The 15,140-nt window shown below is 71.7% G+C and carries 13 protein-coding genes; 1 reads left to right on the top strand and 12 read right to left on the bottom strand.

What is annotated here, in order from left to right:
• Positions 1 to 5: 5 nt before the first annotated feature.
• From ACIHCM_RS28175 to ACIHCM_RS28225, 11 genes are all read right to left on the bottom strand, one after another.
• Positions 6 to 1,112, bottom strand: a complete 1,107-nt coding sequence (locus ACIHCM_RS28175; protein WP_399901524.1) for an aminopeptidase P family protein — start codon at positions 1,110 to 1,112, stop codon at positions 6 to 8.
• A 419-nt stretch (positions 1,113 to 1,531) separates the two neighbouring features.
• The gene (locus ACIHCM_RS28180; RefSeq protein ID WP_399901527.1) at positions 1,532 to 2,395 is read right to left on the bottom strand and encodes a Pro-rich N-terminal domain-containing protein; all 864 of its coding nucleotides are present in this window, start codon (positions 2,393 to 2,395) and stop codon (positions 1,532 to 1,534) included.
• A 200-nt stretch (positions 2,396 to 2,595) separates the two neighbouring features.
• Positions 2,596 to 3,687: a 3-dehydroquinate synthase gene (gene aroB, locus ACIHCM_RS28185; protein WP_399901530.1), complete on the bottom strand. Its 1,092-nt coding sequence runs from the start codon at positions 3,685 to 3,687 to the stop codon at positions 2,596 to 2,598.
• On the bottom strand, positions 3,684 to 4,199 hold the full coding sequence (locus ACIHCM_RS28190) for a shikimate kinase (protein ID WP_399901533.1): 516 nt from the start codon (positions 4,197 to 4,199) through the stop codon (positions 3,684 to 3,686). Before ACIHCM_RS28190 ends, aroB begins: the two co-directional genes overlap by 4 nt.
• Positions 4,196 to 5,380, bottom strand: coding sequence for a chorismate synthase (gene aroC, locus ACIHCM_RS28195; protein WP_399901536.1), 1,185 nt, complete (start codon positions 5,378 to 5,380; stop codon positions 4,196 to 4,198). Before aroC ends, ACIHCM_RS28190 begins: the two co-directional genes overlap by 4 nt.
• A gap of 198 nt (positions 5,381 to 5,578) precedes the next feature.
• Positions 5,579 to 6,418: a shikimate dehydrogenase gene (locus ACIHCM_RS28200; RefSeq protein WP_399901540.1), complete on the bottom strand. Its 840-nt coding sequence runs from the start codon at positions 6,416 to 6,418 to the stop codon at positions 5,579 to 5,581.
• Positions 6,399 to 8,096 carry an endolytic transglycosylase MltG gene (gene mltG, locus ACIHCM_RS28205; RefSeq protein WP_399901543.1) on the bottom strand — a complete coding sequence of 566 codons (1,698 nt, stop codon included), beginning with the start codon at positions 8,094 to 8,096 and terminating at the stop codon, positions 6,399 to 6,401. Before mltG ends, ACIHCM_RS28200 begins: the two co-directional genes overlap by 20 nt.
• 122 nt (positions 8,097 to 8,218) lie before the next feature.
• Positions 8,219 to 8,683, bottom strand: a complete 465-nt coding sequence (gene ruvX / locus ACIHCM_RS28210) for a Holliday junction resolvase RuvX (RefSeq protein ID WP_399901546.1) — start codon at positions 8,681 to 8,683, stop codon at positions 8,219 to 8,221.
• A gap of 13 nt (positions 8,684 to 8,696) precedes the next feature.
• Positions 8,697 to 11,369 carry an alanine--tRNA ligase gene (alaS, locus tag ACIHCM_RS28215; RefSeq protein WP_399901549.1) on the bottom strand — a complete coding sequence of 891 codons (2,673 nt, stop codon included), beginning with the start codon at positions 11,367 to 11,369 and terminating at the stop codon, positions 8,697 to 8,699.
• Positions 11,369 to 11,719: a hypothetical protein gene (locus tag ACIHCM_RS28220; RefSeq protein ID WP_399901552.1), complete on the bottom strand. Its 351-nt coding sequence runs from the start codon at positions 11,717 to 11,719 to the stop codon at positions 11,369 to 11,371. Before ACIHCM_RS28220 ends, alaS begins: the two co-directional genes overlap by 1 nt.
• A 9-nt stretch (positions 11,720 to 11,728) precedes the next feature.
• Complete coding sequence (locus ACIHCM_RS28225; protein ID WP_393102969.1) at positions 11,729 to 12,163, bottom strand: DUF948 domain-containing protein; 435 nt, start codon at positions 12,161 to 12,163, stop codon at positions 11,729 to 11,731.
• A gap of 159 nt (positions 12,164 to 12,322) precedes the next feature.
• Here ACIHCM_RS28225 and ACIHCM_RS28230 point away from each other — a divergent pair, with 159 nt between their 5' ends.
• Entirely contained in the window at positions 12,323 to 14,482 is a 2,160-nt protein-coding gene (locus tag ACIHCM_RS28230; protein ID WP_399901555.1) for an ATP-binding protein, read from the top strand.
• Positions 14,483 to 14,505: 23 nt separating this feature from the next.
• On the opposite strand, the gene rpsD is transcribed toward ACIHCM_RS28230, so the two are convergent.
• Positions 14,506 to 15,120: a 30S ribosomal protein S4 gene (gene rpsD, locus ACIHCM_RS28235; protein ID WP_399901559.1), complete on the bottom strand. Its 615-nt coding sequence runs from the start codon at positions 15,118 to 15,120 to the stop codon at positions 14,506 to 14,508.
• Positions 15,121 to 15,140: the final 20 nt, after the last annotated feature.

A 15,140-nucleotide genomic window follows, 5' to 3' on the forward strand; every position in this document is an offset into this window, starting at 1 on the left:
TGAGGCTAGAGCGCGAGCAGCTCCTTGGTCGTGATGGTGAGTAGCTCGGGTCCGCCGTCCGCCTCGGGGCGTACGACGAGCGTGTCATCGATCCGGACACCGCCCCGGCCCGGGAGGTGGACCCCCGGTTCGACGGTGACCGGCACGCAAGCGTCCAGTTTACCCATGGCCGTGGGGGCCAGCTGAGGGTCCTCGTCGATTTCCAGTCCCACTCCGTGCCCGATGAGCTCCGGGAGGCCCTGTCCGTACCCGGCCGAGTCCAGCACGTGGCGCGCCGCGCGGTCCACGTCGCGGTAGGCGGCGCCGGGGGCGAGCATTTCGCGGCCGGCCCGCTGAGCGGCGAAAACCAGGTCGTACAGCTCGATCTGCCAGTCCGCGGGCGAGGTGCCGATGACGAAGGTACGGCCGATCTCGCAGCGGTAGCCGCGGTAGGTGGCGCCCAGGCACACGGAGAGGAAGTCACCCTCCTCGACGCGGCGGTCGGTGGGGCGGTGGCCCCGTCTGCCGGAGTTCGCGCCGGTGGCGACGGACGTGGGGAACGCGGGCCCGTCGGCACCGTGGTCGACGAGGCGGCGTTCGAGTTCCAGGGCGAGGTGGCGTTCGGTGCGGCCCACCAGGATGGACTCCAGAAGCTCACCGAGGGCCTGGTCGGCGATTTCGGCGCCGATGCGGAGGCAGGAGATCTCCTCCTCGTCCTTGACGACTCTGAGCTGTTCGACCGCGTTGCCGAGATCGGCGAGGCGGAGGGCGGGGGCGGCCGAGCCGATGGCCCGGTGACGGGCGACGGTGAGGTGGTGTTCCTCGACGGCGAGGGAGTCGGCGCCCTGGGCCGTGGCGAGGTCCGCGGCGGCGACGGCGGGGTCGGCGCCGGTGGCGGGCACCGTGTGCAGGCCCAGGGTCTCGTCCAGGCGGCCCTCGGTGGGGCGGTCGTCCGGCGGACCGGCCCCGACCAGCAGGTCCTCGCGCTTGCCCAGCAGCAGTACGGCACCGTGGGGGGCCGCGCCCGCGAGGTAGCGCACGTTGGCGGGCCGGGAGATCAGCGCCGCCGCGCTGCCGCCCGCGTTGCAGCGCTCCCGTAGCCGGGTCCGGCGGGTCGCGTACACCTCTGACATGTGCCGAGCGTAAGAGCTTCGGTGCGGTCACGCCGCTCGGGGAGGCCGAGTGGGCGGTATGCGGCCGCGTCACTCGGTCCGAGGCCGGGCGCCGATGGATGGGCGGGGAGCTGTCCGTCGGCGGCTACCGGCCGGTGGGGGCCTGCCGCGCCGTTCCCCGCCCCTTCAGAGCGATACCTCGCCCCCGCGTCACCAAGCCCCCCACCGAGGGACGGGGAGCTGTCCGTCGGCGGCTACCGGCCGGTGGGGGCCTGCCGCGCCGTTCCCCGCCCCTTCAGAGCGATACCTCGCCCCCGCGTCACCAAGGCCCTCAAGGCCGGGCGCCGCGTGCCACGCAGGCCCCCGCCCCGTCGCAGGCAGCCTCGGCCCCCGCCTCGGCAGCCCCAAGGCGGGGGCGTCTTCGAGGTCCTATGGAGGTGTCACCACGTGGGTGGGCTTGCTATGGCGCGGGAGAGGACCTCGTCCAGGACCCGGGCCGTGCCGGGGACGTCCAGTTGGGAGTTGTCGATGATCGGGAGGCCCGAGCCGTACCAGCCGGCCATACGGCCGTGGATGCGGGCCACCTCCTCGTCGGTGAGGCGGCGGTTGCCCGAGCGTTCCGCGTTGCGTTCCAGGACGATGTCGAGGCCGGGGAGGAGGACGACGGGCAGGAGGCCGGGGCCCACATGGCGTTTCCAGCCGCCCAGGCCCACGACGGGCCGGTCCGGGAAGACCGCGTCATCGAGGATGCAGGAGATGCCGTTGGCCAGGAAGTTGCGCGCGGCGAAGCCGCAGGTGCGGCGGGCCAGGCGGTACTGCGCCTCGGAGTTGTCGTTCCAGCCGGACTGGGGGTCGGCGAAGCCCGAACGGACCCATTCACGTACGTCGTCGAGGCTGATGTGGGCCGTGGGCACCCTGCGGTGGTCGGCCCAGTACTTCGCCACGCTGGTCTTGCCCGCGCCCGCCGGCCCGATGAGCAGCACCGCGAGAGTGGTGGTACCCGCGTCGGGCGCGCTGGTGGCGGCCGGCGCGGCGGGCATCGTCACCGGTCCGCCGGGGGGCAGCTGAACGTGGCCGGTGGTGTCCGGGGGCGGCGGGGCCATCGGGGGCTGGTGCGGAGCGGTCGGCGGGGGGCCGGTGAAGCCGGGAGGCGGGGGCGCGGGGACGGAGCCCTGCGGGACGGGCTCGGTCCCCTGGGGGTGAGGACCCGCACCCGGGTGTTGTGCGGCCGGCGACCAGCCGGCGGCCGGTCCGTGCCCCGGCTGGTGGGGCGGCGGCAGCGGAGACCCCACTGCGTGCTGCATCCGGTGCCACTCCGTCTCGTACAGGCAATTGGCGCTGGCGGCGGGGCGCTGACCCCGCTCGCTACCGAACGGTACCGCCCCCCGCCGTCCTTTGGTGAACGGCGGGGGACGGCCCGAAGTGCCCGTCCGGACAAGGAGAATCGGACGGAAGGGACCCGGCGGGATGTACCGGACCGCCCGCCGGTTCTCCTGACCGACTTCTACTGACCGACCTCGCCGTACGCCGCCAGCAGCATCGCCGGGTCAGGTCCCTCCAGCACCGTCGGCTTGGCCAGGCCGTCCAGGACGATGAAGCGCAGCAGGTCGCCGCGGGACTTCTTGTCGACCTTCATCGTCTGCAGCAGCTTGGGCCACTGGTCGTAGCGGTAGTGCAGCGGCAGCCCGACCGACTCCAGGATCGTGCGGTGGCGGTCGGCCGTGGCGTCGTCCAACCGGCCCGCCAGACGGCCGAGTTCGGCGGCGAAGTGCATCCCGACGGAGACCGCGGCACCGTGCCGCCACTGGTAGCGCTCGTTCTTCTCGATGGCGTGGCCGAGAGTGTGGCCGTAGTTGAGGATCTCCCGCAGACCCGACTCCTTGAGGTCGGAGGAGACCACCTCGGCCTTGACCCTGATCGACCGCTCGATGAGCTCGGCGGTGTGCGGGCCGGCCGGCGTGCGCGCCGCCTGGGGGTCGGACTCGATGAGCTCCAGGATCGCCGGGTCGGCGATGAAGCCCGCCTTGATGACCTCGGCCAGTCCGGAGACGTAGTCGTTGACCGCGAGGGAGTCCAGCGCGGCGAGGTCGCAGAGGACGCCGACGGGCGGGTGGAAGGCGCCCACCAGGTTCTTGCCCTCGGCCGTGTTGATGCCGGTCTTGCCGCCGACGGCCGCGTCGACCATGGCCAGGACGGTGGTGGGAATCGCGATCCAGCGCACCCCGCGCAGCCAGGTCGCGGCCACGAAGCCGGCGAGGTCGGTGGTCGCGCCGCCGCCGACACCCACGACCACGTCGGTGCGGGTGAAGCCGGACTGACCGAGCGCCTTCCAGCAGTACGCGGCGACCTCGGCCGTCTTGGCCTCCTCCGCGTTGGGCACCTGGATGGCGATCGCCTCGTAGCCCTGTTCGGCCAGGTCGGTGCGCAGCGCCTCACCCGTCTCGGCAAGCGCCTCGGGGTGGATGACCGCGACCCGCTTGGCACGGTCGCCGACCAGACCGCCGAGTTCCCCGAGCAGCTGACGGCCGACCAGGACCTCGTACGGCTCACTGCCCGCGGTGCCGCCGACCTGGATCCGCGTCACTGACTCGCTCATGCTTCCTTCAACTCCAGGGCGTTCAGCACCTCTTGGGTGACCTCTTCGGGCGTACGGCCGTCGGTGGCCACGACCGAGCGTGCCACCTCCTCGTACAGGTGCCGCCGGGCCTCCATCAGCTCCCGCCACTGCTTGCGCGGGTTGATGGCCAGCAGCGGCCGGGCCGTGTTCAGGCCGGTCCGCCGGGCCGCCTCATCGACGTCCATCGACAGGTAGACGACCTGGTGCCCGGCGAGCAGCTCCCGGGTGCCTGCGTCGAGGACGGCTCCGCCGCCCAGCGCCAGCACACCCGTGTGCTCGGCGAGCGCGGTGCGCACCGCCTGCTTCTCCAGGGTGCGGAAGGCGGCCTCGCCGTCCTCGACGAAGATGTCGGCGATGGCGCGTTCCTGCTCGGTCACGATGTCCTCGTCCGTGTCCCGGAAGGCGACGCCGAGCCGCTCGGCCAGCAGGTGACCCACGGTGGACTTGCCGACCCCCATGGGGCCGACCAGCACGGCCAGCGGCCCGCTCACCGGATCGCCAGGTGGTCGAGGTAGGCCCGCACGTTGCGAGCGGTCTCGGTCACGCTGTCGCCGCCGAACTTCTCCGCCACCGCGTCCGCGAGGACGAGCGCGACCATCGCCTCGGCGACGATGCCGGCGGCCGGGACCGCGCACACGTCGGAGCGCTGGTGGTGGGCCTGGGCGGCCTCACCGGTGACCACGTCGACCGTCTGCAGCGCCCGTGGAACGGTCGCGATCGGCTTCATCGCCGCGCGCACCCGCAGCAGCTCACCCGTGGTCAGGCCGCCCTCGGTGCCGCCGGAGCGGCCGGTGGCACGGCGGATGCCGTCATCGGTGGTGACGATCTCGTCGTGCGCCTTCGAGCCCGGCACGCGCGCCAGCTCGAAGCCGTCGCCGACCTCGACGCCCTTGATCGCCTGGATGCCCATCAGGGCAGCGGCCAGCCGGGCGTCCAGCCTGCGGTCCCAGTGCACGTGCGAGCCGAGGCCCACCGGCACGCCGTAGGCCAGCACCTCGACGACTCCGCCGAGCGTGTCGCCGTCCTTGTGGGCCTGGTCGATCTCCGCGACCATCGCCTTCGACGCGTCGGCGTCGAGGCAACGCACCGGGTCGGCGTCGAGCCTCTCGACGTCGGCCGGTGTCGGGTAGACGCCGTAGGGGGCCTTCGCCGCCGCGAGCTCCACGACATGGCTGACGATCTCGATGCCGGCGGTCTCCTTCAGATACGACCGCGCGACCGCGCCCAGCGCCACGCGGGCCGCGGTCTCCCGGGCCGACGCCCGCTCCAGGATCGGACGCGCCTCGTCGAAGCCGTACTTCTGCATGCCGGCGAGGTCGGCGTGACCGGGCCGGGGGCGCGTCAGCGGCGCGTTGCGGGCCAGCGCCGCCAGCTCGTCCGGGTCCACGGGATCGGCCGCCATGACCTTCTCCCACTTCGGCCACTCGGTGTTGCCGACCATGACGGCGACCGGTGAGCCGAGGGTCAGTCCGTGCCGGACACCGCCGAGGAAGGTGACCTGGTCCTGCTCGAACTTCATGCGCGCACCGCGTCCATAGCCGAGCCGACGCCTCGCCAGGTGGTCCGCCACCATCTCCGTGGTGATCGGCACGCCGGCGGGAAGGCCCTCCAGCGTCGCGACGAGTGCGGGACCGTGGGACTCCCCCGCGGTCAGCCAGCGCAACCTGCTCAACGGTGCTCCTCTGTGCTCGCGCCCGGTACTGACCTGCGTACGCGTCTGCTCGCGTAGCGGGTGGCGCGACCCGGGTGCGCGGCCCTGGCCCGCCACGTTCGATCCTCCCACGTCCGGACCGCCGGCCAGCCCGCCGGTCCAGCAGGCGGACGTACTGTGTCAGGACGAGGGCGCGGGACATGGGCGGGCGCCGGGACGTCAGCGACCGGCGAGGGCCTGCTCGCCGGCCTTGCGCATCGCGTCCAGCGGCGCGGGCGCGCGGCCCGTCACCTGCTCCACCTGGAGCACGGCCTGGTGGACCAGCAGGTCGAGCCCGCTGACGACGGCCCCGCCGTACGCCGACCAGCGCGCGGCCAGCGTCGTGGGCCACGGGTCGTACAGCACGTCGAAGAGTGTCGCGGGCCGCTCGGGCACGGCGGCGGCGAGCGCGTCCGTGGTACCGGCGGGCGTGGTCGCGACGACCAGCGGGTGGTGCAGCGCCTCGGCGGCGTCGGCCCAGTCCGCGATCCGGACCTCGACCTCCAGCCGCTCTCCCCACTCCCGCATCTCCGCGGCCCGGCCCGCGCTGCGCACGTAGGCCACGACCTCGCCTGTGCAGATCCGGGCCAGCGCGGCCAGCGCCGAGGACGCGGTGGCGCCGGCGCCGAGGATCGCGGCCGAGCCGGCCTGCTCGATGCCGTGCTCGCGCAGGGCCGCGACCATGCCCGGGATGTCGGTGTTGTCGCCGACGCGGCGGCCGTCGCCGGTGAGGACGACCGTGTTGACCGCCTCGACCGAGGCGGCGGTGTCACTGACCTCGTCCAGCAGCGGGATCACGGCCCGCTTCAGCGGCATGGTCAGCGACAGCCCGGCCCACTCGGGGCCGAGCTGCGCCATGAAGCCCGGCAGCCCTTCCTCGTCGACCTCGAAGCGGTCGTACGTCCAGCCCGTCAGCCCCAGTTCCCGGTATGCCGTCCGGTGCAGCACCGGGGACAGGGAGTGGGCGATGGGTGAACCGAGCACGGCGGCCCGACGGGCCTCAGTTGCCCGAGCTTTCATTGAACTTGTCCTTGAGCTCCAGGAATTCGTCGTGCGTGCGGGCGAACTCGGTCCTGTTGCGGCCGTCGGTCGCCACGAAGTACAGCCAGCCCTCGTCGGTCGGGTTCAGCGCCGCCTTCAGCGCGTCCGCACCGGGGTTTCCGATCGGTCCGGGCGGCAGGCCCTTCTGGGTGTAGGTGTTGTACGGGTCCTGGTTGCTGTTGATCTCGGCTTCGCTGATGTCGATGTTGCTCTCGCCCTTCAGATAGTTGAAGGACGAGTCGAACTGGAGGAGCTGGTAGGTCTCCGTGTTGTCGGGCGACAGGCGGTTGTAGACCACCTCGGCCATCTTGCGGAAGTCGTCCTCCGTCTTGCCCTCGGCCTGGACGAGGCTGGCGACCGAGATGACCTGCAGCGGGTTCTCCAGGTCCAGCGCCTTGGCCTTGGCGGCGAGGTCGTACTGGCCGTACTGGCGGTTGGCCTGCGTGACCATCTCCTTGAGGACCGCCTCGGGCTTCATGCCCTTCGCCGCGGGATAGGTGCCCGGGAAGAGGAAGCCCTCCAGCGGGTCCTTGATGTCGGGGTCGTTGTTCGCCCAGCCGGGCAGGCCGAGTTTCTTGTACTGCTTCTCGGCGACGTCCTCGGTGGTGCCGGACTCCAGGCCGAGCTTCTCGTCGATGGCGTTGTACACGGCCACGTTGCGCTGACCCGGGGTGACCATGACGTTGTTCTGGCTCTTCGGGTCGAGCATCATCTCGACGGCGCTCGCCGCCGACATCTGCTTCTTCAGCAGATAGGCGCCCGCCTGGATCGAGCCGCCCTCGGAGTTCTGCGACTGCGCGGCCACGAAGGCGTCGACGCTCTTGATGACGCCGGCCTCCTTCAGGCGGCGGCCGATCTCCGCTCCGCTCGCGCCCTTGGGGATCTCGACGGTGACCTGCTCGCTCGTGCCCTCGCCCGCGTAGTCCGGGGCCGCGCCGAAACGATCCTGGTAGAACTGGTAGCCGAAGTAGGTGACACCGGCCAGACCTCCGCCGAACACCAGGGCCACCACGAGACAGGCACATCCGTTGCGGCTCTTCTTCTTGCCGCCCCTGCCCCGCCGCTCACCACGCCCGGGCCGGTCCCCCGGCTCGTCGTCGTCATCGTCCCCGCCCGCGAAGAAGGCGTGCTCGCCCTGGTCGGGTCCGGGATCCCAGTCGGTCTTCGGCTCGGGTTCCGCGCGACGCCGGCTGGGCGGCTCGGGCGGCGGGTAGGCGTCGGGCGTGCCGTAGAAGTCCGGCTGCTCACCGCCGTAGGCCGCCGCCTGCTGGGGGTAGACGGGGTCGGTGGGGTCGGCGGCGTACGGCAGGTGCGGCTGTGCGCCGGTGGCCCAGGTGCCCGTGTCGTACTGCTGCTGGGCGGCGTACTGCTGCTGCCCCTGGGCGGCGTACTGCTGCTGGTCGTACTGCTGCTGGTACTGCTGCTGGTACTGCTGCTGCGCCTGACCGTAACCGGGGTGCTCGCCGGTGCCCCAGTCGCCGTACTGCGGCTGCTGCTGCTGCGGCTGCTGCGGCTGCTCTGGATAGTGCTGCGGCTGGCCGCCGTAGGGGGACTGCTGACCCGCGCGGGCCTGCTGTCCTCCCCATCCGCCGTCCCCGTACAACGGGTCCTCCGGATGCCACGGTTCGGAGCCTTGGCCCCGGCCATACTCAGTCATCGATCCCCTAGAGCCGCGAGGCGGCGGTCGCGTGGCTTCCGGGCTCGGCTCCCGTCCCGCCTCTTGCTGTGCGGCGGCTGTTCGAATGCCGCCGCATCGCGCGGAACGTTACCGTATCGCGATCAGATGACCACTTCGACGCTCTCACCGGGCGTATTACCTGACACCCGTTCGGATTCCAGGGCCTGCTGCAGGATGATGACCGCGGCGGCCTGATCGATGACGGTGCGGCCCTTCTTGGAGTTCTTGCCGCTGGCGCGGAGGCTCTGTCCCGCGGTCACCGTCGTCATCCGCTCGTCCACCAGCCGGACCGGCACCGGGGCGATGCCCTTGGCCAGCTCCTGTGCGAAGCTGCGGACCTTGACCGCCGCGGGCCCCTCGCCCCCCTTCAGGGAACGCGGGAGACCGACGACGACCTCGATCGGTTCGTACTCCTCGACGAGCTGCCTCAGCCGGCGGTGAGCTGCGGGAACGTCCCGCCCGGGGACCGTCTCGACCGGCGTGGCGAGGATCCCGTCGGGGTCGCACGAGGCGACCCCGATGCGGGCGTCCCCGACGTCGATCGCGAGACGACGTCCTCTGCGCATCTCCACCAGACCCTTACTTGGCCGTGTCCGCCACGAGCCGCTCGACGGCGTCGACGGCGTCGCCGATGGCGGCCGGGTTCTGGCCACCGCCCTGGGCGACGTCCGGCTTGCCGCCTCCGCCGCCACCGAGGGTCTTGGCGGCCGTACGGACCAGGTCACCGGCCTTCAGCCCGCGCTCGCGGGCGGCCTCGTTGGTGGCGATGACCGTCAGCGGCTTGCCGCCCACCGTCGTGAACAGGGCCACCACAGCGGCCCGGCCACCCTGGATGCGGCCACGCACGTCGAGCACGAGCTTGCGCAGGTCGTCGGCGGTGGTGCCGTCCGGGACCTGACCGGTGACGAGCGCCACACCGCGTACGTCCTTGGCGGACTCGGCGAGACCGGCGGCGGCCTGGAGCACCTTCTCGGCGCGGAACTTCTCGATCTCCTTCTCGGCGTCCTTCAGCTTGCCGAGCATGGCGGAGACCTTCTCCGGAAGCTCCTCCGGACGGCCCTTGACCAGCTCCTGGAGCTGGGCGACGACCGTGTGCTCACGGGCGAGGAAGTTGTAGGCGTCCATGCCGACCAGTGCCTCGATACGGCGCACGCCCGAGCCGATGGAGGACTCGCCGAGCAGCTTCACCAGGCCCAGCTGGGCGGTGTTGTGCACGTGCGTGCCGCCGCACAGCTCCTTGGAGAAGTCGCCGATCGTCACGACGCGGACCCGCTCGCCGTACTTCTCGCCGAACTCGGCGATGGCGCCCTGCTTCTTGGCCTCGTCGATGCCCATGACCTCGGCGTGCACGTCGAGGTCGCGGGTGAGTACCTCGTTGATCTTCTGCTCGACGTCGGTCATCACGGCCGTCGGGACGGCGGACGGCGAGCCGAAGTCGAAGCGGAAGCGGCCGGGCTGGTTCTCGGAACCCGCCTGGGCGGCCGTCGGGCCGAGGGCGTCGCGCAGGGCCTGGTGGGTGAGGTGGGTGGCCGAGTGGGCGCGGGCGATGGCCGTGCGGCGGCGGCTGTCGATGGTGGCGTGGGCCTTGGCGCCCACGGTGACCTCGCCGACCTGGACGACGCCCTTGTGCACGTACACGCCGGGCACCGGCTTCTGGCAGTCCCGGACCTCGATCACGGCGCCGTTGTCCACCTTGATGCGGCCGGTGTCGCCGATCTGACCGCCGCCCTCGGCGTAGAACGGGGTGCGGTCCAGGACGATCTCGACCTCGTCGCCCTCGGTGGCGGCCGGAGAGGAGGCACCGTCGACGAGGATGCCGACGATCGTGGTCTCGCCCTCGGTGTCGGTGTAGCCGATGAAGTCGGTCGCACCGGCGCTGTCGGCGATCTCCCGGTAGGCGCCGACGTCGGCGTGGCCGGTCTTCTTGGCCTGGGCGTCCGCCTTGGCGCGCTCCCGCTGCTCCTTCATCAGGCGCCGGAAGCCGTCCTCGTCCACGGAAAGGCCCTGTTCGGCGGCCATCTCCAGGGTGAGGTCGATCGGGAAGCCCCAGGTGTCGTGGAGCAGGAACGCCTTGTCGCCGGCGAGGACGGTGCCGCCGGACTGCTTGGTCTCGGTGACGGCGGTGTCGAGGATGTTGGTGCCGGCCTTCAGCGTCTTGAGGAAGGCGTTCTCCTCGGCGACGGCGACCTTCTCGATACGCTCGCGGTCGGTGATCAGCTCCGGGTACTGCTGGCCCATCATCGCGATGACCGTGTCGATCAGGTCCTTGACGACCGGGCCGGTGGCGCCGAGCAGGCGCATGTTGCGGATGGCGCGGCGCATGATGCGGCGCAGCACGTAGCCGCGGCCCTCGTTGCCGGGGGTGACGCCGTCACCGATGAGCATCACGGACGTGCGCATGTGGTCGGTGACCACGCGCAGCGAGACGTCCGAGTCGTGGGCGTCGCCGTAGGCGACGCCGGTCAGCTCGGTGGCCTTCTTGATGACGGCCATGGAGGTGTCGATCTCGTACATGTTCTGCACGCCCTGCAGAATCATGGCGAGCCGCTCGAGGCCGAGGCCCGTGTCGATGTTCTTGCTGGGCAGTTCGCCGAGGATCTCGAAGTTGTCCTTGCCGATGCCCTCGCCACGCTCGTACTGCATGAAGACGAGGTTCCAGATCTCCACGTACCGCTCGTCGTTGACGGCGGGGCCGCCCTCGGCGCCGAACTCGGGGCCGCGGTCGTAGTTGATCTCGGAACAGGGGCCGCAGGGGCCCGGGACGCCCATGGACCAGTAGTTGTCCTTCATGCCGAGGCGCTGGATACGCTCCTTCGGAACGCCGACGACCTCGTGCCAGATGCGCTCGGCCTCGTCGTCGTCCTTGTAGACGGTGATCCAGAGCTTCTCCGGCTCCAGGCCGTAACCACCCTTGTCCTGGGGGCTGGTGAGCAGCTCCCAGGCGTACTTGATGGCGCCTTCCTTGAAGTAGTCGCCGAAGGAGAAGTTGCCGCACATCTGGAAGAACGTGCCGTGCCGGGTGGTCTTGCCGACCTCCTCGATGTCCGGCGTGCGCACGCACTTCTGCACGCTGGTGGCACGCGGGTACGGCGGCTTGACCTCGCCCAGGAAGTAGGGCTTGAAGGGCACCATGCCGGCGGGGACGAGGAGCAGAGTCGGGTCGTCCGCGATGAGCGACGCCGAAGGGACGACGGTGTGCCCGCGCTCCTCGAAGAAGCTCAGCCAGCGGCGGCGGATCTCAGCCGACTCCATCAGTGGTCCTCATTCCGGTTGTACGTGTACGTCGTGTTGTCGATGACGTACGTCTTCGGCTTGTTGCGGTTCTCGATGACGGCGTGACGCCGCGCGGGGGGCAGTTCCGGGTCCGCGTGCAGGCCCAGCGCGTCCTCCAGCTCGGCCTCCCGCTGGGCCATGTTGGCCCGGACGTCGAGGGCGAAGCCCACCGCCCGGTCCTTGAGCCGGTGGCCCGCCTCGATCGCCTTGTTGGTCGCCGTCGCGGCGAGGCTCTCGGGGGTGAGCTGCTTGAGCTTGCGGTTGACCTTGGTGGTGGCCCACACGCCGGCGGCGACGCCCGTGGTGAACCAGAACGTACGGCGGAACATCGCTAGGTCTCAGTCCTTCTTCCGCTTGGCCCGCCGTGCGGCCGGGACGGTACGGCCCACGATCACGGTACGCCTGGACGACTTGGCGGGCACGTCCTCCTTGCGGCCGCCGAGCGCCCGGCGCACGCCGTATCCGAAGGCGGCGACCTTGACCAGCGGGCCGCCGAAGGTGGAGGCGACGGTCGTGGAGAGCGCGGACGCGTTCGACGTGACCTCCTGGACGTCCGTGGCGATCGCGTCGACCCGGTCGATCTGGGTCTGCGCGGAGCGCACCGCCGAGGAGGCGTCCGCCAGCAGCGGCACTGCCTGGTCGGTCACGTCCGCCACCAGCTTGGTGGTCGCCCTGAGCGTCTGGGCCAGCCTCGCCAGAGCCACGGCGAGGAAGGAGACCAGGATCGCCCAGAAGACGGCCACCAGGATGCCGGCCACCTCTCCACCGGACACTGCGCACCCGCTCCCTAAACGTGCCTGAACATCGAAAAAGTCGTGCACCGAGCCTATCGCGCCGGGGCTTGCGCTCCGTACCGGATTACGGCGCGGGCCGGGCGGAGTTGCGGGAAGCGATTGTACGGACTGAACACGGCTCAGTACGCTCCGTGTCCCATGCGACCCCCTCAGCGCGACGGCGGCCCCGCCCTCGGCAATCTTCCTCTGGAGCTGGACGCGTTCGTGGGCCGGACGGCCGAACTCACCGGGCTGGTCCGGGCGCTGGACGCCTCCCGGCTGGTGACCGTGACGGGGACCGGCGGGGTGGGCAAGTCCCGGCTCGCGGCGCGGGCGGCCGCCCGGTGCGCGCCGCCGGACGGGGTGTGGCGCGTGGATCTGGAGCCGGTGAGCGATCCGGAGTTGGTGGACTACGCGGTCGTGGAGGCGCTGGGGCTGACCGACCACACCACACGGCTGCCGCGCGAGACGCTCCTCGGCCATCTCGCCGAGCGGCAACTCCTGCTGCTTCTCGACGGGTTCGAGCATCTGGTGGAAGCGTGCGGCGCACTGGTGACGGAGCTGCTGCGGCGGGCGCCGGGGGTGCGCGTGCTGGCGGTGGGGCGCCGACCGCTGGGCGTGGCGGGCGAGCGGCAGTTCCCGCTGGCGCCGCTCGGGGAGGCGGAGGCGGTCGAGCTGTTCGCGGACCGCGCCGCCCAGCACGGGGCGGCGTGCGACGACGAGCGGGCCGTGCGGGAGGTGTGCCGGCGGCTGGACGGGATCCCGCTGGCGATCGAGCTGGCGGCGGGACGGCTGCGGGCACTGTCCCCCGGGCAGTTGCTGGACCGGCTCGACGACCGGTTCCGGCTGCTGACCGGCGGGGGGCGGGAGGCACCGCACCGGCATCAGACGCTGCGCACGGCGATCGGCTGGAGCCACGAGCTGTGCACACCCGGGGAGCGGCTGCTGTGGGCGCGGCTGTCGGTGTTCGCCGGCGCGTTCGACCTGGAGGCCGCCGAGTACGTGTGCAGCGGCGGCGGACTGGACGCCGACGACGTCCTCGACGTGCTGACCGAACTGATCGCGCAGTCCGTGGTGACCCGCGAGGACACCCCGGCCGGGCTGCGCTACCGGATGCTGGACACGGTCCGGGCGTACGGGGCGCAGTGGCTCGCGGCGGCCGGGGACGCGGGCCGGCTGCGGCGGCGGCACCGCGACTGGTACGTGGGCCTCGCGACCTGGTGCGAGCTGGACTGGTTCTCGCCGCGCCAGGGCGAGGTGGCGGCGCGCATCGACGTGGAACTGCCGAATCTGCGCTCCGCCCTGGACTACTGCCTGACGGAACCGGAGGAGGCCCATCTGGGCCAGTACCTCGCGGGCTCGCTGTGGTTCTGCTGGGCGGGCTGCGGGCGGCTGTCGGAGGGGCGGCACTGGCTGGAACGGGGCCTTCGGCTCGACTCGGGCAATGAGCAGTCCCGGCTGAAGGCCCTGTGGGTGCTCGGCTACGTCGCCGTCCTCCAGGGGGACCCGGTGCCGGCCCTTGCCGCGCTCCAGGAGTGCGGGGAGGAGGCGGAGCGGTCCGGGAACGCCACCGCGCTGGCCTACGCCGAGCATCGCACCGGCTGTCTGGCGCTGGTCACGGACGACCTGCCGCGCGCAGAAACGCTGCTGCGCTCGGCGCTGGACCGCTACCAGAAGATCGGCGAGCTCAACAGCAACGTCCTGATGGCGCAGGTCGAGCTGGCGATGGCGCGGGCGTTCCAGGGCGATCTGGCGGACGCGGTGAAGCTGTGCGACGACGTGCGCCGGGTGTGCGAGGACCACGGCGAGCGCTGGGCCCGCGGCTACGCGCTGTTCGTCCTGGCGTACGCCGCCTGGGCCGAGGGCGACCCGGCGCGGGCCCGCGAGCTGCTCACCGACTGCCTGACCGGCGCCCACGCCTTCCACGACCTGCTCGGCTCGGTGCTGGCGATCGAGCTGCTCGCGCTGGTGACCACGGCGGACGGCGACCCTGCCGAGGCCGCGGTGCTCCAAGGGGCGGCCCAGGGGATGTGGCCGTCGGTCGGCCTGCCGCTGTTCGGCTCGGCGTACTACAACACCCCGCACGAGCTGTGCGAGGCGACGGCCCGGCAGCTGCTCGGCGACGAGCGGTACGAGGCCTGCGTGCGCCAGGGTGCGCGGCTCGGCCGGGAGGAGGCGGTGGGGCTGGCGCTCGGCCGGCCGGGGCCGGTGGCGGCGCTGCCGGAGCCGCGCGGGCCGGTGCGGCAGGGCCGGGGCGCCGCTCGCATGCGAAAGCCCGCCGCCTCCCCCACCCGCAAGGGCGGGGAGACGACGGGCTGATGCGCAGGTGAGCTACGTCCGGGTCAGCGGGCGTAGTACTCGACGACGAGCTGCTCGTCGCAGATCACCGGGATCTCCTTGCGGTTCGGCTCACGGTCCAGGCGGAACGCCAGGGCCTTGAGGTTCACCTGGAGGTAGCGCGGGATCTCGCCGTCGGGGGCGAAGCCGCCCTCACGGGCGATGGAGAAGAGGGTCTTCTCGCGGCTGCGCTCGCGGACCATCACGACGTCGTCGGGACGGACGCGGAACGACGGCTTGTCGACCTTCTGGCCGTTGACCTCGATGTGGCCGTGGACGACCATCTGACGGGCCTGGTAGATCGTGCGGGCGATGCCCGAACGCAGGACCAGGGCGTCGAGACGACGCTCCAGCTCGATGATCAGGGCCTCACCGGTCTTGCCCTGAACCTTGGAGGCACGCTCGTAGGCGCGGACGAGCTGACGCTCGGACACGTCGTACTGCGCGCGCAGACGCTGCTTTTCGAGCAGACGGACCTTGTAGTCCGAGTTCTGCTTGCGGCCACGGCCGTGCTCACCCGGCGGGTAGGGGCGGGCCTCGAAGTACTTGACGGCCTTCGGGGTCAGCGCGATGCCGAGCGCACGCGACTTCTTGACCTTGGGGCGGGACTGGTTCGCCACTGTCTGTGTCTCTTTCCTAG

It is taken from the genome of Streptomyces sp. NPDC052023 (assembly GCF_044548465.1).
Lineage (GTDB): Bacteria > Actinomycetota > Actinomycetes > Streptomycetales > Streptomycetaceae > Streptomyces.

What these genes read in the sequence shown, in the direction of transcription:
- ACIHCM_RS28175 (WP_399901524.1), bottom strand. Translation starts at nt 1,112, where the DNA reads ATGTCAGAGGTGTACGCGACCCGCCGGACCCGGCTACGGGAGCGCTGC.
- ACIHCM_RS28180 (WP_399901527.1), bottom strand. Translation starts at nt 2,395, where the DNA reads ATGCAGCACGCAGTGGGGTCTCCGCTGCCGCCGCCCCACCAGCCGGGG.
- aroB (WP_399901530.1), bottom strand. Translation starts at nt 3,687, where the DNA reads ATGAGCGAGTCAGTGACGCGGATCCAGGTCGGCGGCACCGCGGGCAGT.
- ACIHCM_RS28200 (WP_399901540.1), bottom strand. Translation starts at nt 6,418, where the DNA reads ATGAAAGCTCGGGCAACTGAGGCCCGTCGGGCCGCCGTGCTCGGTTCA.
- mltG (WP_399901543.1), bottom strand. Translation starts at nt 8,096, where the DNA reads ATGACTGAGTATGGCCGGGGCCAAGGCTCCGAACCGTGGCATCCGGAG.
- ruvX (WP_399901546.1), bottom strand. Translation starts at nt 8,683, where the DNA reads ATGCGCAGAGGACGTCGTCTCGCGATCGACGTCGGGGACGCCCGCATC.
- alaS (WP_399901549.1), bottom strand. Translation starts at nt 11,369, where the DNA reads ATGGAGTCGGCTGAGATCCGCCGCCGCTGGCTGAGCTTCTTCGAGGAG.
- ACIHCM_RS28220 (WP_399901552.1), bottom strand. Translation starts at nt 11,719, where the DNA reads ATGTTCCGCCGTACGTTCTGGTTCACCACGGGCGTCGCCGCCGGCGTG.
- ACIHCM_RS28230 (WP_399901555.1), top strand. Translation starts at nt 12,323, where the DNA reads ATGCGACCCCCTCAGCGCGACGGCGGCCCCGCCCTCGGCAATCTTCCT.